At 66.6% G+C, this 16,947-nt stretch carries 18 protein-coding genes; 4 read left to right on the top strand and 14 right to left on the bottom strand.

All coding sequences use genetic code 11. From position 1 onward, the window contains the following. Positions 1 to 7 precede the first annotated feature (7 nt). From VRZ08_RS11475 to rsmI, 9 genes are all read right to left on the bottom strand, one after another. A complete protein-coding gene (locus VRZ08_RS11475; RefSeq protein ID WP_414532611.1) occupies positions 8 to 958 on the bottom strand; it encodes a GNAT family N-acetyltransferase in 951 nt (316 codons plus the stop codon). Positions 959 to 1,118: 160 nt separating this feature from the next. Further along, positions 1,119 to 3,020 carry an ATP-binding protein gene (locus VRZ08_RS11470; RefSeq protein WP_414532610.1) on the bottom strand — a complete coding sequence of 634 codons (1,902 nt, stop codon included), beginning with the start codon at positions 3,018 to 3,020 and terminating at the stop codon, positions 1,119 to 1,121. Positions 3,021 to 3,146: 126 nt separating this feature from the next. After that, on the bottom strand, positions 3,147 to 4,685 hold the full coding sequence (locus VRZ08_RS11465) for a YifB family Mg chelatase-like AAA ATPase (protein ID WP_414532609.1): 1,539 nt from the start codon (positions 4,683 to 4,685) through the stop codon (positions 3,147 to 3,149). A gap of 99 nt (positions 4,686 to 4,784) precedes the next feature. Beyond that, on the bottom strand, positions 4,785 to 5,009 hold the full coding sequence (locus VRZ08_RS11460) for a hypothetical protein (RefSeq protein WP_414532608.1): 225 nt from the start codon (positions 5,007 to 5,009) through the stop codon (positions 4,785 to 4,787). Next, positions 5,006 to 5,662 (bottom strand): 4-coumaroyl-homoserine lactone synthase, encoded by a 657-nt coding sequence (gene rpaI, locus VRZ08_RS11455; protein ID WP_414532607.1) that lies wholly within the window; start codon positions 5,660 to 5,662, stop codon positions 5,006 to 5,008. Before rpaI ends, VRZ08_RS11460 begins: the two co-directional genes overlap by 4 nt. Positions 5,663 to 5,747: 85 nt before the next feature. Further along, entirely contained in the window at positions 5,748 to 6,479 is a 732-nt protein-coding gene (gene rpaR / locus VRZ08_RS11450) for an HTH-type quorum sensing-dependent transcriptional regulator RpaR (protein ID WP_164573425.1), read from the bottom strand. A 218-nt stretch (positions 6,480 to 6,697) separates the two neighbouring features. Next, positions 6,698 to 7,639, bottom strand: a complete 942-nt coding sequence (gene gshB / locus VRZ08_RS11445) for a glutathione synthase (RefSeq protein WP_414532606.1) — start codon at positions 7,637 to 7,639, stop codon at positions 6,698 to 6,700. 72 nt (positions 7,640 to 7,711) lie between these two features. Then, positions 7,712 to 8,104, bottom strand: coding sequence for a YraN family protein (locus tag VRZ08_RS11440; RefSeq protein ID WP_011155891.1), 393 nt, complete (start codon positions 8,102 to 8,104; stop codon positions 7,712 to 7,714). After that, positions 8,091 to 9,047: a 16S rRNA (cytidine(1402)-2'-O)-methyltransferase gene (gene rsmI / locus VRZ08_RS11435; RefSeq protein ID WP_414532605.1), complete on the bottom strand. Its 957-nt coding sequence runs from the start codon at positions 9,045 to 9,047 to the stop codon at positions 8,091 to 8,093. The genes VRZ08_RS11440 and rsmI overlap by 14 nt, the downstream gene beginning before the upstream one ends. Positions 9,048 to 9,265: 218 nt before the next feature. On the opposite strand from rsmI, the gene VRZ08_RS11430 reads away from it, so the two are divergent. Next, a complete protein-coding gene (locus tag VRZ08_RS11430) occupies positions 9,266 to 10,465 on the top strand; it encodes a penicillin-binding protein activator (protein ID WP_263990251.1) in 1,200 nt (399 codons plus the stop codon). 17 nt (positions 10,466 to 10,482) lie between these two features. On the opposite strand, the gene VRZ08_RS11425 is transcribed toward VRZ08_RS11430, so the two are convergent. Further along, complete coding sequence (locus VRZ08_RS11425) at positions 10,483 to 10,845, bottom strand: winged helix-turn-helix transcriptional regulator (RefSeq protein WP_107342563.1); 363 nt, start codon at positions 10,843 to 10,845, stop codon at positions 10,483 to 10,485. Here VRZ08_RS11425 and VRZ08_RS11420 point away from each other — a divergent pair. Next, positions 10,844 to 11,245, top strand: coding sequence for a nuclear transport factor 2 family protein (locus tag VRZ08_RS11420; RefSeq protein ID WP_414532604.1), 402 nt, complete (start codon positions 10,844 to 10,846; stop codon positions 11,243 to 11,245). The genes VRZ08_RS11425 and VRZ08_RS11420 overlap by 2 nt on opposite strands. A gap of 4 nt (positions 11,246 to 11,249) precedes the next feature. Here the strand turns inward: VRZ08_RS11420 and hemW are convergent, their stop codons facing one another. The 3 genes from hemW to rph are packed head-to-tail and all read right to left on the bottom strand — an operon-like array spanning position 11,250 to position 13,794. After that, positions 11,250 to 12,407 carry a radical SAM family heme chaperone HemW gene (hemW, locus tag VRZ08_RS11415; RefSeq protein ID WP_414532603.1) on the bottom strand — a complete coding sequence of 386 codons (1,158 nt, stop codon included), beginning with the start codon at positions 12,405 to 12,407 and terminating at the stop codon, positions 11,250 to 11,252. After that, complete coding sequence (rdgB, locus tag VRZ08_RS11410) at positions 12,397 to 13,029, bottom strand: RdgB/HAM1 family non-canonical purine NTP pyrophosphatase (RefSeq protein ID WP_414532602.1); 633 nt, start codon at positions 13,027 to 13,029, stop codon at positions 12,397 to 12,399. The genes hemW and rdgB overlap by 11 nt, the downstream gene beginning before the upstream one ends. Before the next feature lie 51 nt (positions 13,030 to 13,080). Then, complete coding sequence (gene rph / locus VRZ08_RS11405; RefSeq protein ID WP_011155897.1) at positions 13,081 to 13,794, bottom strand: ribonuclease PH; 714 nt, start codon at positions 13,792 to 13,794, stop codon at positions 13,081 to 13,083. A gap of 154 nt (positions 13,795 to 13,948) precedes the next feature. On the opposite strand from rph, the gene hrcA reads away from it, so the two are divergent. Both hrcA and grpE read left to right on the top strand, forming a co-directional pair. Further along, entirely contained in the window at positions 13,949 to 15,037 is a 1,089-nt protein-coding gene (gene hrcA, locus VRZ08_RS11400) for a heat-inducible transcriptional repressor HrcA (RefSeq protein ID WP_107342567.1), read from the top strand. 90 nt (positions 15,038 to 15,127) lie between these two features. Next, positions 15,128 to 15,751 (top strand): nucleotide exchange factor GrpE, encoded by a 624-nt coding sequence (gene grpE / locus VRZ08_RS11395; RefSeq protein WP_107342568.1) that lies wholly within the window; start codon positions 15,128 to 15,130, stop codon positions 15,749 to 15,751. A 104-nt stretch (positions 15,752 to 15,855) separates the two neighbouring features. Here the strand turns inward: grpE and VRZ08_RS11390 are convergent, their stop codons facing one another. Next, positions 15,856 to 16,797 carry a hypothetical protein gene (locus tag VRZ08_RS11390; RefSeq protein WP_414532601.1) on the bottom strand — a complete coding sequence of 314 codons (942 nt, stop codon included), beginning with the start codon at positions 16,795 to 16,797 and terminating at the stop codon, positions 15,856 to 15,858. Positions 16,798 to 16,947: the final 150 nt, after the last annotated feature.

Genomic DNA, 16,947 nt, shown 5'->3' with positions numbered 1-16,947 from the left:
AACCCTGCTACGCCGCGTGCCGCGACGCATCCGCGCCGAAATGCTCGATGTAGCGAGCGCTGATCGCCGACACCGGCAGGATGATCAGCACGTCGGTGGTACCGAACTGATAATCGATCACCGCGCCCTCGCCGATCGTGGCGCCGAGCCGCAGATAGCCTTTGATCAGCGGCGGCAGCTCGCGCAGCGCGGCCTTCTGGTCGATCGCCTCTTTGGGTAGCCGGTTCATCTCGACATAGCGCGACGGATGTGCGCGCGCGCGCCAGGCTTCCGGCGCCGGCGCGTAGTGATGCAGGAACGACAGCGGCAGCGCCAGGCGATCAGGATCGGTGCCGTCGAAGCTGGCGCAGCCGAGCATCACGTCGACGCCGTGCTGGCGGACGTAAGTCCAAATGCCGTGCCACAGCAGTTCGACGGTGCGCTTGTTCCGATACGGCGGCAGCACGCAGGAGCGGCCGAGTTCGAGGAAGCGCAGCTCCGGGTGCCGGGTGATCAGTCCGCCGATATCGAACTCGCTCTCGGTGTAGAAGCCGCCATTGCGATTGGCGACATCCTGACGGAGCAGCCGATAGGTGCCGACCACCGGCTGCTTGCCGCTCAGCGACGGCTTGGCGGCGTGATCGACCACCAAGAGGTGATCACAGATTGGATCGAACGCATCCTTGTCGCGCCGCGCCAGCATGGTGGGCGCGTCGGCAATCGCGGTGCCGTCCTTGTAGAACACCCGGTAGCGCAGCTTCTGGGCGCGCTTGACGTCCTGTTTGGTCTGCGCGAGCCGAACCTCGAGCGGGCCAAGGCGGCCCAGCGTCGCCGGCGACGGGCCGATCGGCTTGCCGGTCTCGGCCAGCTTCGACGCAGGCTTGAACCAAGTAATTGCGGTTTGCGCGGCGGCTCCGGCGGTCTCCGGGCGCAGCAGCTTAATGAATTTCTTCGAACGGGCGAGATGGTCGGTGTGCATGGCGTCCTCGCGACCGCACCCGTCCCGTAACGGAATCGCTGCGGCCTGATCGCACCAACAATCATGACCGTTCAACAGCGATGTGACACGATGATTGCCGAACGATGACATCGCGGCTGACTTTGTTGTTAGCAGCCGCGTTCGGTATTTACTTGCCGTGTCAGGCGGTTTGATGCGCGACGGATACGTTCGCCAGGATTTCGGCGAGCTTGTCGGGATCGACCGGCTTGATCAGGAAGCCATCCATCCCGGCCGCGAGGCACGCGTCGCGATCTTCCACCAGGGTATTGGCGGTCAGCGCCAGGATGGGCACCCGCGGCTTCGTGCGTTCGGCTTCCTGCGTCCTGATCTGACGGGCGGCTTCGAGCCCATCGAGGATCGGCATCTGCACGTCCATCAGCACGAGATCGAATGGTGTACCGGTGTTGTCAGCAGTGACCCACGCCTCGACGGCACGGCGGCCGTCACCGACGATCTCGGCGTGATGACCGAGCCGGTTGAGCAGCGCGCGAATCAGCAGCGCGTTGATGTCGTTGTCTTCGGCGACCAGGATCGCGAGCGGCTTATCCGGGATGGCTGACGGCCTATGTTGCAGCGTCGGCGGATCGCCGTCCGCGATACTCGGCGCCGCGACCTCGACCGGTGCGCCGAGCCGTGTGGCCAGCGAGGCGGCGCGTAGCGGCTTGACCAGATAGCCGGTGAATGCGGCTGGAAGAGTCGGTAATAGCTCCTGCCGTGCCGCCGGGGTCAGCATCACCAGGCGATGGGTCACCCGCGGCTGAGCCGCGCGCGCCAGGGTCTCGATTGCGCCTGGGCCGAACGCATGATCGATCAGCACCGCGTGCCAGTCGCGCTCCGGCAAACGTGTCGTCGCGGCGGCGATATCATCGCATAGGCAGGTCTCGGCGCCCCAGCGCCCCAGCCGCCGCGCGGCCAGCGACGCTTCGACCCCGTGCGGCGAGACGATCATCACCGAACTGCCGTGTAGATCGGGCAGCGCAAAGCCGGCGTTGCCGTCTTCGGCAGCGACGAGCGGCAGCGTAACGGTGAAGGTCGACCCCTGCCCCGGCTGACTGTCGAGCGCGATGCGGCCACCCATCGCCGTGATGATGCGGTCGCTGATGCTGAGGCCGAGACCGGTGCCGCCGAAATGGCGGGCGATGCCGGCGTCGGCCTGTTCGAACTCACGGAAAATCCGCGCCTGGGCTTCCGCCGCAATCCCGATTCCGGTGTCGCGGACGATCACGCGGAATTCGCCGGCCTCGCCCGGCTCGGCGATCAGCGCCACGCCGCCGGATTCAGTGAACTTGATGGCGTTGCCGCACAAATTGAGCAGGACCTGCCGCAGCCGGGCCGCGTCGCCGATCAGTCGTGCCGGCAGCCGTTCGTCGACATCGGCGGCGATCTCGAGCCCGCGCGCCTGTGCGCGCGGCGCCAGGAGTTCGGCCACGTCTTCGATCAGGCCGCCGAGCGCGAACGGCTTTGCGTCGAGTTCGATCTTGCCGGCCTCGACGCGTGCGTAATCGAGCAGTTCGTCGGTCAGTGCCAGCAGCGCCTCGCCGGAGGTTTTCACGGCCTTGGCGTAAGTTGTCTGTTCGGGGCTGAGCGGCGTATCGAGCAACAGCCGGCTCATGCCGATGATGCCGTTCAGCGGGGTGCGGATCTCGTGCGACGCCATCGCCAGCAGCCGCGACTTGGCGCGGCTGTCCGCCCCAGCGCTGTCGCGAGGTTCAGCCACGGCAGTTCGGCCGCCATGCTCCGGCGGGCTCGCCGTCGCTGTGTCACGCAGATCGGTGAGCAGGCGCAGGCGGCTCCGCATCCGCCGCAGCCGCATCGTCTGGATCGCCAGCGCCAGGCAGGCCAAGGCGAACAGGAAGCTGGTGCCGATCGCAAACGCATGCGGATCGTAGCCGGAGATCTCCGGCCCGCTGCCGAACAGCAACCCGTAGGCACCGCCAAACCCGGCGGAAAACGCCGTCACGGCGCGGCCCGCCATCGCGATGCGCGGATGCCGGCGCGCCAACAGACGCAGCCTCGATCTGATCCGCAGCTTTCCCGCCATCGCCGCTCCACCATTTGCCGTTGTCCGGCAACGCAGAAACATGCGCTTGGGGTGCTGCCATCCGGTTGAAAGTGGCACAGGACGGCGTCGGTGCTAATAACAGAGTTGATAGCGCGTTAACGGCGCTCACGCCGCGCGACGCTGATCGTCGGCCAACGCGCGATACGACAATGCTTCGGCCAGATGGACGCGGCCGATACGGTCGCAGCCGTCGAGATCGGCCAGCGTGCGGGCGACCCGCAGCACGCGGTGATAGCCGCGCGCCGACAGCCGCATGGTTTCGGCGGCCTCGTGCAGTAGTTTCAGCCCGGTCGAATCCGGCTGTGCCGTTGTTTCCAGCACCGCGGCCGGCGCTTCCGCATTGGTGCGGATCTGCGGCAGCCCGATCGAGGCGTAGCGCGTCCGCTGTACCTCGCGTGCCGCGGCCACCCGCGCCGCAACTTCAGCCGAGCCTTCGGCCGGTGGCGGCAGGATCAGGTCGGCGGCGCTCACCGCCGGCACTTCGATCCGCAGATCGATGCGGTCCATCAACGGACCGGAGATGCGGGATTGATAGTCCGAGGTGCAACGATCGATCCGGCCGCGCTTGCAAGCAAAGCCCGGTTCGAAGGCGTGGCCGCAGCGGCACGGGTTCATCGCCGCCACCAGCATCACCCGCGCCGGATAGGTGACGCGGTGATTGGCACGCGACACGGCGACTTCGCCGGTTTCGAGCGGTGCGCGCAGCGAATCCAGGACGCGCGGATCGAACTCCGGCAGCTCGTCGAGAAACAATACGCCTTGATGCGCCAGTGAAATCTCGCCCGGCCGCGCCTTGATGCCGCCGCCGGTCAGCGCCGCCATGCTGGCGGAGTGGTGAGGTGCACGGAATGGCCGCCGGGCCGTCAGTGCGCCATCGCGGATTTCGCCGGCGACCGAGGCGATCATCGAGACTTCCAACAGCTCGGCCGGTGACAGCGGCGGCAGGATCGACGGCAGCCGCGCCGCCAGCATCGACTTGCCGGCCCCCGGCGCTCCGATCATCAGGAGGTGATGCCCGCCGGCCGCGGCAATTTCGAGCGCGCGCTTGGCGCTCTCCTGGCCCTTGATGTCGCGCAGGTCGAGCATCGACGCTTCGGCTTCCCGGACCCGCGGCTGCGGCCGCCCGAGCAGTTGCGAGCCCTTGAAGTGATTGGCGATCTGGATCAGGGAGCTGGCCGCGATGATCTGGATGTCAGGGCTCGCCCAGGCTGCTTCGGAGCCGCAGGTCGCCGGGCAGATTAGGCCGTGCTCGCGCGCATTGGCGGCGATCGCGGCCGGCAAGACGCCGGCCACCGGCGCGATCGAGCCGTCGAGCCCGAGCTCGCCGAGGACCGTGAAGCCTTCGAGCGCGTCGGCCGGGATGGCGCCGATCGCCGCCATCAGGCCGAGCGCGATCGGCAGGTCGTAATGGCTGCCCTCCTTGGGCAGATCGGCGGGAGCGAGATTGACGGTGATCCGCCGCGCCGGCAGCGCCAGGCCCGAGGCGATCAGCGCCGATCGCACCCGTTCGCGCGCTTCCGACACGGCCTTGTCGGCCAGCCCGACCATGGCGAAGGCCGGGAGCCCCGGCGACACCTGCACTTGGACGTCGACGCTGCGCGCCTCGATGCCTTCGAACGCTACGGTGGATACGTGCTGGACCATAACGCCCTCTCCGCAGAGCAACGAGGCTAACCGCGGCGCAGTCCCTGCGCAAGAACATTAAGGGAACAAACCGGCGGGCATTCGCCCGCCGGCGCGCTGTCAGGCACTGCTTTTGGTGCGGCTTTCGAGCGCGATTTCGGTCAGGTCGACCTCGAGCCGCGCCATCATCAGCAGTTGGACCGCCGACGAAATGCCGAGCTCTTCTGCCTGCTCGATGGCGCGGTTGATGGTCGAGGCCAGCGCGTCGATGCAGACTGCGTGCTGCTTCAGCGGTGGGTTCAGGGTGATCGGCCGGGCGCCGCGCGGTTTGGAAGGGGCGTTCATGAAATCACCTGGAATTCCGGAAGCGAATGACGACGGATGGCTTCGAGCCCGCGCCATTCCAGCGTCGGGCCGGGCACCGCGCGGCGATTGCAGATGCCGACCCAGGCGTCGTCATCAACGTCGACGATCACCGCGGTGGTCGAGAAGCCGTTGATGTCCTGAGGCAGGCCGAGTGGCTTGGCCTTCCAGCCCTGGTCCACCAGCCGCGGCAGCCACCAGGTCTCCAGCACGATGGTGAAGGCCGACAGGCCGATCGACAGGCCGTATTCCATCGCGGCCGCCTGGATCACGGCTTCGGCCCGCGGGCCGCCATGTTCGCCGCGCTTGCGCGGCACCACGAAGATCCGCGACAGCTCGTAGGCATCCGGCCGCCGCACCGGGCCGGCCAGCGCAAGCTGCGGGAAGACGTCGCTGAGCAGCGTCGGTGACGTGGTCGGCAACATCCGCATCCCGGCGACGATGTCGTCATTGTCGACGCCGAGCAGATACACGGCGTCCTCGGTGTCGAACTGATCGATCTCGCGGCCGTCCGGCCGATCGAGCTCCTTCCAGCCGCGCTCGACGACGTAGATCTGGTGACGGATGCGGAAGTACTTGTCGAGCAGACCGGCATAGAGCGCGCGGTTCTCTCGACGGATGACATGAACCTGCATGATGAAATTCCCCTCCTGCAGCGGGTCTGCAGGCGGGAACAGTGCAGGTGCGAACGGGAACCGAACTACTGTCCGATCGGACAGGTCACAAACGGATCAGGCCGAGTGTTAATGCCTTGGCGACGGCCGCGGTGCGGTTGGCGGCATCGAGCTTGCGGGCCGCCTCGATCAGATGAAATTTCACGGTGCGCTCGGTGATGCAGAGGATCATCGAGATTTCCCAGGCGGTCTTGCCCTGGGCCGCCCACTGCAGGATCTCGCACTCGCGCGGCGTGAGCCGGTTGCGCCGGATCGGCTTTGGTCGGCTGAGTGCGCGCAGCCGACTATGTGCGTAGATGCTGACCAGCTGCATCGCGCCGCGGGCCGCCGGACTGAGGTCGGGCTCCCGACCGGCCATGCTGATCGCCGCGCTGCCGTCGTCATAGTGCAGCGGGATGCAATAACCCTCGACCAGTCCGAAGTCCGCCGCGCGGGTCATGACCCGGTGGGCGGCCGGATCGCGGTCGCGATCGTAAGGCGCCTCGGACCATACGAAAGGATGAACCGTGGTGGCGCCATGGCGCGGCACCGGATCGACCGCGCTGAAATTCTCGCTGACATAGAGATCGAACCAGTCGCGCGGCCAGCCGTTCGCCAGCGTCAGTTCGGGCAGTCCGGCGTTTCGCGACGGCAAGCCGGCCATGATGTAGGCGGTAAAACCGCAGCTCGCGATCAGCGATTCAAACCGGCTGATCAGCGCGGGCGCTTCGAGCCGCTCGACGGAATCGACAAATTCCAGCGCCCGCCGTCCCCAATGCTGATCTTCGCCGACGATCATACCGTCGCTACCTCTGATCCCATTACCAGGAACAGCGGGGCCATGTGCCTGCCGCCGTCCGACCTAACATCATTAGCTTACCGCTGCCGCTTTCACCATGCGTCCACGTCGCGGCAGATCCCGCGGACGTCCGCATAGTGGACGATCCTCGTAGTTGTGCGGCCACCTTTGCCGACTGGCAAGGGCGACGTTGCCTCAGCCGTGCTCCCGGCAGCAGATCAGGCGCGCTTGGCCTCGATCACGTCCCAGATCTTCGCCGCGATGTCTGGCCCGCCGAGCCGTGCCACCGCACGGATACCGGTCGGCGAGGTGACGTTGATTTCGGTCAGGTAGCCGTCGATTACGTCAATACCGACGAATAACAGCCCGCGCTCACGCAGCTTTGGCCCGAGTGTCGCGCAGATCTCGCGCTCGCGCGGCGACAATTCGGTCGCCGCCGCGGCGCCGCCGCGGACCATGTTGGAGCGCAGATCGTCTTCAGCCGGCACGCGATTCACCGCGCCGGCAAATTCGCCGTCGACCAGGATGATGCGCTTGTCGCCGTGCTTCACCTCGGGAAGGAAGCGCTGGATCACCCACGGCTCGCGGAACGTGACCGCGAACATGTCGTAGAGCGAGCCGAAATTGATGTCCTGCGGCAGCACCCGAAACACCGCCGCGCCGCCATGGCCGTGCAGCGGCTTCATCACCACCGCGCCGTGCTCGGCCCTAAAGGCGTTGATCTCATCCTTATCGCGGCTGATCAGCGTCGGCGGCATCAATTCGGCAAAATCCATCACGAACAATTTCTCCGGCGCGTTGCGCACGCTGGCCGGATTGTTGACCACCAGCGTCGACGGATGAATCCGCTCGAGTAGGTGGGTCGAGGTGATGTAGGCGAGGTCGAACGGTGGATCCTGCCGCAGCAGCACCGCGTCGTAACTACGCATATCGACGCGGGTCGGTTCACCCAGGGTGAAGTGATCGCCTTCCTGATCGCGCACTTTCAGGCTCTGCACCGAGGCGACGACGTCGTTGCCGCGCAGCGACAGCTTGTCCGGTGTGAAGTACGAGATCGCGTGGCCGCGAGCCTGCGCTTCGAGTAGCAACGCGAACGTCGAATCGCCGCGGATGTTGATCCGCGCGATGGGGTCCATCTGGACGGCGACCTTCAATGTCATATCGTGTGTTCCGAGGTTGGCAGAGCGGCGGTGACGATGCGGGGTGGCGGCGGCTTGGTCAAGCAGCCGGGCTCATGGCGTGGCGTCGAACGCGCCGGGCAGATGCCGAGGCGCTGTGTTGGGGGCAATCAGGATGGCGTCGAAGCGCAGCTCGCTCATCGCGTGTTCGGGATGCCGGCTCAGCCATGCTTCGGCGGCCGCAACGATGCGGCTCTGCTGCCGCGGTGTCACCGCGTAGGCGGCATCGTCAACATTGCCGCGTGCCTTCACCTCGACGAACGCCACCAGCGCGTCGCGCTGCGCCACCAGATCGATCTCGCCGCAGCGGGTTTTGAAGCGTCGCGCCAGGATCCGGTAGCCTTGTCGTTCGAGATAATCGGCCGCGCTGGCTTCAGCCGACAGCCCGGTGCGAAACGCTGCGATGCGCGCCAGCACGGAAGGTTGCGAACGATCAGTCTTCGCCATCGTCGGCCTCGCGTTGCCGCGACAGCTCCAATGCGCGCGCGTAGATCTCGCGCTTGTGACGGCCGGAGAGTTCGACCGCCTGCGCGACCGCGTCCTTGACGCTGTGGTTTGTTAGAGCTTGGTTCAGCCAGCGGTCGAGGTCGTCATCGCTCATCACGCGTGAGGCCGGATCGGGTGGCCCGATCACCACGACGAATTCGCCGCGCGTCTCCATCGTGTCGGCCTGCGTGGCGAGCTCGCCGAGCGTGGCGCGTCGTACCTCCTGATGCAGTTTGGTGAGTTCGCGGCAGATCGCCGCCTCGCGCGTCGCGCCGAGCAGGTCAGCAAGATCATGTACCGAGTTCTGAATTCGGCTGCCGGCCTCGAACAGCACCAGCGTCGCGTCGATCGACGCCAGCTCACCGAGCCGCGTGCGGCGGGCTCCCTGTTTGGAAGGCAGAAAGCCGTCGAAGAAGAACCGGTCGGTCGGCAGGCCGGCGAGCGACAGGGCAACCAAGACGGCTGACGCGCCGGGTAGTCCGATCACTTGATGTCCGGCGGCGTACACCTCGCGCACCAGCTTGTAGCCGGGATCGGAGATCAGCGGCGTACCGGCATCGGAGACCAGCGCGACCGACCGGCCCTGCGCCAGCATCTCCAAAAGCTTCGGACGCGCCTGCGCGGCATTGTGCTCGTGGTAAGGCTTCAGCCGCGCCGAGATGCCATATCGTTCGAGCAAGCGGTGGGTAATTCGTGTATCTTCGCACGCGATCAGATCGGCACCGGCGAGCGTTTCCAGCGCACGTAGCGTGATGTCGCCGAGATGACCGATCGGGGTGGCGACGAGATGCAGTCCCGGTGCGATACGCGGGGCGGCCAGACGTTGGCCGGCGACCAGAAACGTTCGTGCCTCCGGTTCCGCGGCTGCGGGCGGCGGTGCTGAAATGTCTGGTTTGACGCGCATCGTCACTAACTTGATCGGCCTGGACGGCAGGATGGCAGAGGAAAGGTTGAAAACGACGGCACGGTGATTTGTCCGGCGCTCGTAATGAGCATAAACCTTTTGGCCCGGTTATTCATTGGCCGACATTGTGATGAAATCTTCCGTCAAAGGCCGAAAGGCCGATCGTACGGAGGACGACACGGGATCCGGCAACCCGCCGGACCGCTGCAAGAGATGGCATGGCAAGCTTGCACGATCCACACACGAAACCGTTGCGAACCACCCGCCGCACCGCGCTGGGCCTGCTCCTCGGAGCGCCGCTGCTGAGCGCCTGCTCCGGCGTCCAGCAAAGCCTGAGCGATCAGTTCGGCCAGCAACAGCCTGCCGCCGGACCGGCGCAGCAGCCGGCTGCGGTCGGCAACGGCCGGGTCAAGGTCGGGCTGGTGCTGCCGCTGTCGGCGCCGGGTAACGCCGGGCTCGCCGCACAGTCGATGAAGAACGCCGCCGAAATGGCGCTCGCCGAATTCCGCAATCCGGACGTTCAGCTCCTGATCAAGGACGACGCCGGCAATCCGACCGGTGCACAGACCGCGACCCAGCAGGCGCTGGACGAAGGCGCCGAGATCATTCTCGGGCCGCTGTTCGCCCAATCGGTGCCGGCTGCCGCGCAGGCGGCCCGCGCCCGCGGCGTGTCGGTGATCGCGTTCTCGACCGACTCCAGTGTCGCCGGTCGCGGCGTGTTTCTGCTCAGCTTCCTGCCGGAGTCCGACGTCAACCGCATCATCGGCTATGCCGGCAGCATCGGTAAGCGGTCCTATGCGGCGCTGCTGCCCGAGAACGCCTACGGCGCGGTGGTCGAAGCTGCGTTCAAGCAGATCACCAGCCAAAAGGGCGGCCGCATCGTCGCGTTCGAAAAATACGGTGCCGACCGTGCCGGTCCGGCGCGGACCATCGCGGCCTCTCTTGCCAGTGCCGATGCGCTGTTGCTCGCCGATGATGGCGACGCGCTGGCCGCGGTGGCCGATGCGCTCGGGGCTGCCGGCGCCGATCTGAAGCGGGTGCAGCTGCTCGGCACCGGGCTGTGGGACAATCCGCGGGTATTCGCCACGCAGAGCCTGCAAGGCGGCCTGTTTGCGGCGCCCGATCCGTCCGGCTTCCGGGCGTTCGCGGGCCGCTATCGCGCCCGCTACGGCCAGGATCCTGTCCGCACCGCCACGCTCGCTTATGACGGCGTCGCACTGGTGGCGGCGCTTGCCCGCACCCAGGGCCCGCAGCGGTTTTCGGCCGAAACGCTGACCAATCCGTCCGGCTTTGCCGGCATCGACGGGCTGTTCAGGTTCAGGGCCGATGGCACCAACGAGCGCGGCCTTGCGGTGATGAAGGTCGCCAGCGGCGGTGCTCAGGCGGTTGCCGGCTCGCCGAAGAGCTTCGGCGCCTGACAACCAACGTCAGCGCCTCAGGGCTTCTGCTCCACCCAGCCCAGCAGGGCGTCGAGCGCGGGGCAAAGTGACTGCCCCCAATCGGTGAGGTGATATTCCACTCTCGGCGGTACTTCCGGATACACCGTTCGGGCCACGATGCCGTCGGCCTCCAGTTGCCGGAGTTGCTGGGCCAGCATCTTCTGCGAGACGTCGGGGATCGAGCGCTCCAGTTCGGAGAACCGCAAGACGCGGCCGCCGAACAGATGAAACAGGATCAGGATTTTCCAGCGCCCCTCGAGGAGCCGGAAGCCGGCCGCGATTCCCTGCGCGGCGGTCAGCGGCGTGTGGGCTGGGTTACTTCGAGGTAAGTCACCGACCTTTTCGTGCGTTCTTGCCATGGCCGCAGCCTATTGCCAGCTCTGTCACGTCGCAATCCTGCGGCGCTTTCGAGAGTTGAGCGAGGTCCCCATGACGGTTTCCCTTCCCGCACCGATCGAAGCCTATTTCGTCGCCTCCAATGCACGGGCGGTGCAGGATGTTGCAGCGGCCTTTGCCGCCGATGCCGAGGTCCGCGACGAGGGCAAGATCCATCGTGGGCGCGAAGCGATCGCGGACTGGAAGCGCGCGGCACTCGACAATTATCAGATGCAGATGGAGCCACTGACGATCGAACGGGCTGCACAGACCGCGATCGTGACGGCCCGTGTCGCAGGCGATTTTCCGGGCAGTCCCGCGCGGCTGACTTATCGGTTCGGTCTCGGCGAGGATGGCATCACATCGCTCGAGATCGGCGCATAGTCCGCTAGGCCGCCAGATCGGCCACCACGGCGTCCAGCACCGGGAAGCCCTCTTGCGTCACGCGCAAACGGCCGTCGGCGTCGACCGCGATCGCGCCCTCTTCGCGCAGCAGCGCGATCCGCGACGGATCGAGCGGGCGGCCGGACAGTAGCTGATAGCGCTGCGGATCGATGCCTTCGGCGAGCCGCAGCCCCATCAGCAGGAATTCGTCGGCGCGTTCTTCGCTGGTGAGGCGTTCGTCGGCGATCAGCCCGTCGCCGGTGGCTTCCACGCGCATCAGCCAGCTCTCGGGACGTTTCTCGGTGGCGGTGGCGTAGCGCGCCGCACCGATATCGAGCCGGCCGTGGGCGCCTGGGCCGATCCCGGCATATTCCTGGCCGCGCCAATAGATCAGATTATGCCGGCACTCCGCGCCCGGGCGGGCGTGGTTGGAAATCTCGTAGGCCGGCAGACCGAGTTCGGCGCAAACTGATTGCGTGACGTCGTACAGCGCCCGCGCCTCGGTCTCGTCCGGCGTCGGCAGCTTGCCGGCCTTGTGCAGCGAATAGAACGGCGTGTCGGGCTCGATGGTGAGTTGATACAGCGACAGATGCTCGGCGGCCTCGCCGATCGCGTAGCGCAGTTCGGCCTCCCACATCGCCGCGGTCTGTCCCGGCCGCGCGTAGATCAGGTCGAACGAGTAGCGGTCGAATGCCGACTTGGCGATCGCCACCGCATTCAAGGCCTCTTCGGCCGAATGCAAGCGTCCGAGCGCCTTCAGCGAGGCGTCGTCGAGCGCCTGCACGCCGAGCGAGACGCGGTTGACGCCGGCGGCGCGATAGCCGCGAAACCGCGTCGCCTCGACGCTGGTCGGGTTGGCTTCGAGCGTCACTTCGGCGTCGGGCGCGACCTGCCAGTGCCGGGCGATCGCGTCCAGGATTGCCGCCACCGTCGACGGTTGCATCAGGGACGGCGTGCCGCCGCCGAGAAAGATCGAGCTCACCTGACGCGGCCCGATCCGCTCGGCGGTGGTGGCGATCTCACGCGCAAACGCGCGGGCGAACCGCTCCTCGTCGATCGCGGCGTGGCGGACGTGGCTGTTGAAGTCGCAATACGGGCACTTCGACAGGCAGAACGGCCAGTGCACGTAGACGCCGAAAGCTGGGTCGGAGCTAGCCCGCAAGGCAGATCTCCGCCAGTTTGACGAACGCCTTGGCGCGGTGCGACAGACCGAGGCCGAGCGGCGGCAGGCCGTGTTTTTCGAGGCTGGTCATCTCGCCGAAGGTGCGGCTGTGACCCTCGGGCAGGAACACCGGGTCATAGCCGAAGCCGGCGGTGCCGCGCGGCGGCCAAACCAAAGTTCCGTCGGCGCGGGCTTCGACCTCTTCGATATGCCCGTCCGGCCAGGCAACGCACAGCGCCGAGACGAAATAGGCGCGGCGCTGATCCGGCGCGGTGGCGCCGCGTTCCTGCAGCAGCCGTTCGATCCGCGCCATCGCGCCGCCAAAATCCTTCGAATCCCCGGCCCAGCGGGCCGAATAGATCCCGGGAGCGCCGTCGAGCGCATCCACCGCAAGGCCGGAATCGTCGGCAAACGCCGGCAGCTGCGCGGCCTTGGCGGCGGCTTCGGCCTTGATCCGGGCATTGGCCTGGAAGCTGTCGCCGGTCTCGTCCGGCTCGGCGAGGCCGAGTTCGCCGGCGGAGATCGCCTCGATGCCGTAAGGCGCCAAGAGCTCTCGCATCTCGGCCAGCTTGCCGGGATTGTGGGTGGCGATCACGAGCTTGCCGGTGATTCGACGATGCATGGCGATGTCAGCCTAGCTCAGCTCGCGTTGCAAAGAAGTGGCAGGAATGACTCACCCAACCGCCATTTTCTGCAGGTCCACCAGCCGGGCGACGCCCTTTTGCGCCAGCGCCATCAGCTGCAGGAACTCGTCCTGCGAGAACGGGGTGCGTTCCGCGGTGCCCTGCACTTCGACCAGACGGCCGTCGCCGGTCATCACGAAGTTGGCGTCGGTCTCGGCCTCGGAATCCTCTGCGTAGTCGAGGTCCAGCACCGGCGTGCCGTTGTAGATGCCGCAGGAGATCGCCGCGACGTTGTCGCGGAGCACCTGGCCCTTGATCATGTTGCGGGCCTTCATCCAGTTCAGGCAGTCCGCAAGCGCCACCCAGGCGCCGGTAATCGAGGCGGTGCGGGTGCCGCCGTCGGCCTGCAGCACGTCGCAGTCCACCGTGATCTGGCGTTCGCCGAGCGCCTCGAGATCGACGATTGTGCGCAGCGAGCGGCCGATCAGGCGCTGAATCTCCACGGTCCGGCCGTTCTGCTTGCCGGCCGAGGCTTCGCGGCGGGTGCGCTCCAGGGTGGCGCGCGGCAGCATGCCGTATTCGGCCGTCACCCAGCCGCGGCCCTGCCCCTTCAGCCACGGTGGCAGCCGCTCTTCCAGGGTGGCGGTCACCAGCACATGGGTGTCGCCGAACTTCACCAGGCAGGAGCCCTCGGCATATTTGACGACGCCGCGTTCCAGCGACACGGCGCGCAATTCGTCGGGCGCACGGCGGCTCGGCCGCATGGGGGACCTCCATCTATGGCAGGGGGAAGAACAATGTTGCGGTGCTTTTAGGGGGCCGCAGCCGCAGCGGCAAGGGTTGCGGGCCAAAGCCATGCGCTCCCCGCTTGTAACCGGGCCGAAGCGACGACAAATTAAGGGGATTACGGAGGACAATTTGGCTCAGCACGACCCGATCGGCCTGATCGCGCCCAATGCCGGCCTTGCCCAGCTCAACGAGCGCTCGCGGGAGATTTTTCGTCAGATCGTCGAAAGCTATCTCGCGACCGGTGAGCCGGTGGGCTCCCGCAACATTTCACGTCTGATTTCCGTCCCGCTGTCGCCGGCTTCGGTGCGCAACGTGATGGCCGATCTCGAACAGCTCGGCCTGATCTACGCCCCGCACACCTCGGCCGGCCGGCTGCCGACCGAACTCGGCCTGCGATTCTTCGTCGACGCCCTGATGCAGGTCGGCGACCTGACCGAGCCGGAGCGGCAGTCGATCCAGGCGCAGCTTTCGTCAGTGGGGCGGGCCCACACGGTCGAAGCCGCGCTCGGCGAGGCGTTGACGCGGCTGTCCGGCCTGACGCGCGCAGCCGCGGTGGTGCTGACCGCCAAGGCCAACGTCCGGCTCAAGCACATCGAATTCGTCAGGCTGGAGCCTGAGCGTGCGCTGGTGATCCTGGTGGCCGAAGACGGACAGGTCGAGAACCGCGTGCTGACGTTGCCGCCCGGGGTGCCATCGTCGGCGCTGATCGAAGCGGCCAATTATCTCAACGCGCGGATTCGCGGCCGGACGCTGGCCGAAGCCCGGCTCGAGCTCGAATCGCTGATGGTTCAGAACAAGGCCGAGCTCGATCAGCTCACCCAGAAGGTCATCGCGGCGGGCATCGCCAGCTGGTCCGGCGGTGACGGCGAGGATCGCCAGCTGATCGTGCGCGGCCACGCCAATCTGCTCGAAGACCTGCACGCGCTCGATGACCTGGAGCGGGTGCGGCTCTTATTCGATGATCTCGAGACCAAGCGCGGGGTGATCGATCTGCTCGGCCGCGCCGAAAGCGCCGATGGCGTACGGATCTTCATCGGCTCGGAAAACAAGCTGTTCTCGCTGTCGGGCTCGTCCACCATCATCGCGCCCTATAGCGACGGCGCCGGCCACATCGTCGGCGTGCTCGGCGTGATCGGCCCGACACGGCTGAACTATGCGCGGGTGATCCCGATGGTCGATTACACCGCGCGGATCGTCAGCCGGATGCTCGGCGGCTGATTTTCCGAAACTTGATTTTCGCGCCGCAAACCACGATATCCCGGCCAGCTCTCCCGTAACGATCCAGAGATTTTTCAAGAAGGTAGCGTGATGACCGAGACTGATGGACAGAAGGACAACAACCAGGACACGGCGCAGGCCGCCGCCGATCCGGTCGTTTCCAAGCCGTACATCATGCCGGACGACCCGGAAGAAGGATCGAACGAGGCACTGGTGCGCGAGGCTGCGGACGCGCGCGACAAGATGCTGCGGACGCTCGCCGAAATGGAGAATCTGCGGAAGCGGACCCAGAAGGAAGTCGCCGACGCGCGCACCTATGGGGTGACCTCGTTCGCGCGCGACGTGCTCGATATCGCCGACAATCTGCAGCGTGCGCTCGACGCGGTGCCGGCCGACGCCCGCGCCAATGCCGAGCCTGGTCTGAAGGCGCTGATCGAGGGTGTCGAGCTGACCGAACGCTCGCTGCTCAACGCGCTGGAAAAGAACGGCGTCAAGAAGTTCGACCCGAAGGGCCAGAAGTTCGATCCGAACTTCCAGCAGGCAATGTACGAAGTGCCGGATCCGTCGGTACCGGCCGGCACCGTGGTGCAGGTGGTTCAGGCCGGCTTCACGATCGGTGACCGTGTGCTGCGTCCGGCGCTGGTCGGTGTCGCCAAGGGCGGCGCCAAGGCGGCGCCGAGCGACGGTGGCAGCGAGACCGGCAGCGTCAACTGAGCGAGCTGCGGCTTCGGCGCGAGCCGGAGCCGCGCCGCTGATCAGCCTCAAGTTGTTCTGAGTGACAAAAACGACGCGCCGCCTGCGCGTCGTTTTTCATTTGATCAGCGCGGTTGCAGACCGTCGCGGACTTTGCGGAAGCGCGGAAACGCGGTTTCCCATTGGTCTTTCGGCGACGAGCCGATCACCCGCATTGCCACATTGGCGCTGCCGAAGCGCAGCCACTGCACCACGGTCACCGGCGTATTGTCCTTGCCGCTGACGCCGGTGACCCGGGTCTCGAATCCGGGTGCGCCGTCGATCCGGATCGGCTCCGACATCGTGATTTTACTCTCGCGCACGCCGGGGATCGCTTCGGCCGCCTGCTGGGCGAAGCGGGCCCGGTCGTCGGTCTTCTCCGGCACCGAGCCGATCAGTCCGAGAACCATGAAAGGACCGGTCTCGACCGCCTCTTCGTTGCCGTCGGTCAGCAGCAGCGCAGCGCCGGGCGCCAGCGTCCGCACCGTCTTGAAGTCGCCGAGCTCGCGGATCTTGAACGGCATCTGCGCGACCTGCTCGTCGACCGGCACCTGCTGCCGCACCGACACCGACGACAGCATCTTCTTGACGGCCTCGTCCGAGTAGGTCTTGGCCTCGGTGGCCGGCACCTGGACGGCGACGTAGCCGGAAAACAGCTTGCTGCCGGGCACGATCAGCGAGTAGCGGCGGACCTTGTCGGGCCCCACCACAGCATCTTCGGCGGTGAAATAGCCGTTGCCGGCGGTGGTCTCGATCTTCTCCGGCTTGACGTTGCCGAGCGAGCCTTCGGGCGCGGCTTTGAAGGCCGCGTCGATCTGATCGAACGCCGGCCCCGGCAGCTCGGACACCAGCACCTTGACGCCTTGGTCGGCGGACTCAAAGCCCAGGAAGGCCGTGGACTGGTTCAGCCCCGGCATCGGCACGATGCCGACCCGGATGCCGCGTGGGTAAACCGCATCGGCGGCGACCGCGTTGGTCGCGGCGGCCGACAGCAGGGCAATCGCAAACAAGCGCGCTATCTGTCTCATGGCGAGTTGTCCTGGGGCTGCATTGAGGCCGTTGTTTGGTCGGGTTCGACCGGGTTTGGTGCTGCAAATCGGACGGCCGGCGACCGCGATGATGCGCTGCGCGCGCCAGCCCGGCAAGCCGCGCCGCAGCGCGCTATGCAGGCGGTTCGT

It is taken from the genome of Rhodopseudomonas sp. G2_2311 (assembly GCF_047501505.1).
Classification (GTDB): domain Bacteria; phylum Pseudomonadota; class Alphaproteobacteria; order Rhizobiales; family Xanthobacteraceae; genus Rhodopseudomonas; species Rhodopseudomonas palustris_H.
The sequence above is the reverse complement of the archived record's forward strand: the minus strand, read 5'-3'. Positions and strand labels throughout refer to the sequence as shown.

What these genes read in the sequence shown, in the direction of transcription:
- VRZ08_RS11465 (WP_414532609.1), bottom strand. Translation starts at nt 4,685, where the DNA reads ATGGTCCAGCACGTATCCACCGTAGCGTTCGAAGGCATCGAGGCGCGC.
- VRZ08_RS11425 (WP_107342563.1), bottom strand. Translation starts at nt 10,845, where the DNA reads ATGGCAAGAACGCACGAAAAGGTCGGTGACTTACCTCGAAGTAACCCA.
- VRZ08_RS11430 (WP_263990251.1), top strand. Translation starts at nt 9,266, where the DNA reads ATGGCAAGCTTGCACGATCCACACACGAAACCGTTGCGAACCACCCGC.
- VRZ08_RS11475 (WP_414532611.1), bottom strand. Translation starts at nt 958, where the DNA reads ATGCACACCGACCATCTCGCCCGTTCGAAGAAATTCATTAAGCTGCTG.
- VRZ08_RS11420 (WP_414532604.1), top strand. Translation starts at nt 10,844, where the DNA reads ATGGCCGCAGCCTATTGCCAGCTCTGTCACGTCGCAATCCTGCGGCGC.
- VRZ08_RS11440 (WP_011155891.1), bottom strand. Translation starts at nt 8,104, where the DNA reads ATGGCGAAGACTGATCGTTCGCAACCTTCCGTGCTGGCGCGCATCGCA.
- rpaR (WP_164573425.1), bottom strand. Translation starts at nt 6,479, where the DNA reads ATGATCGTCGGCGAAGATCAGCATTGGGGACGGCGGGCGCTGGAATTT.
- VRZ08_RS11390 (WP_414532601.1), bottom strand. Translation starts at nt 16,797, where the DNA reads ATGAGACAGATAGCGCGCTTGTTTGCGATTGCCCTGCTGTCGGCCGCC.
- VRZ08_RS11460 (WP_414532608.1), bottom strand. Translation starts at nt 5,009, where the DNA reads ATGAACGCCCCTTCCAAACCGCGCGGCGCCCGGCCGATCACCCTGAAC.
- rdgB (WP_414532602.1), bottom strand. Translation starts at nt 13,029, where the DNA reads ATGCATCGTCGAATCACCGGCAAGCTCGTGATCGCCACCCACAATCCC.
- gshB (WP_414532606.1), bottom strand. Translation starts at nt 7,639, where the DNA reads ATGACATTGAAGGTCGCCGTCCAGATGGACCCCATCGCGCGGATCAAC.
- rph (WP_011155897.1), bottom strand. Translation starts at nt 13,794, where the DNA reads ATGCGGCCGAGCCGCCGTGCGCCCGACGAATTGCGCGCCGTGTCGCTG.
- grpE (WP_107342568.1), top strand. Translation starts at nt 15,128, where the DNA reads ATGACCGAGACTGATGGACAGAAGGACAACAACCAGGACACGGCGCAG.
- rpaI (WP_414532607.1), bottom strand. Translation starts at nt 5,662, where the DNA reads ATGCAGGTTCATGTCATCCGTCGAGAGAACCGCGCGCTCTATGCCGGT.
- VRZ08_RS11470 (WP_414532610.1), bottom strand. Translation starts at nt 3,020, where the DNA reads ATGGCGGGAAAGCTGCGGATCAGATCGAGGCTGCGTCTGTTGGCGCGC.
- rsmI (WP_414532605.1), bottom strand. Translation starts at nt 9,047, where the DNA reads ATGCGCGTCAAACCAGACATTTCAGCACCGCCGCCCGCAGCCGCGGAA.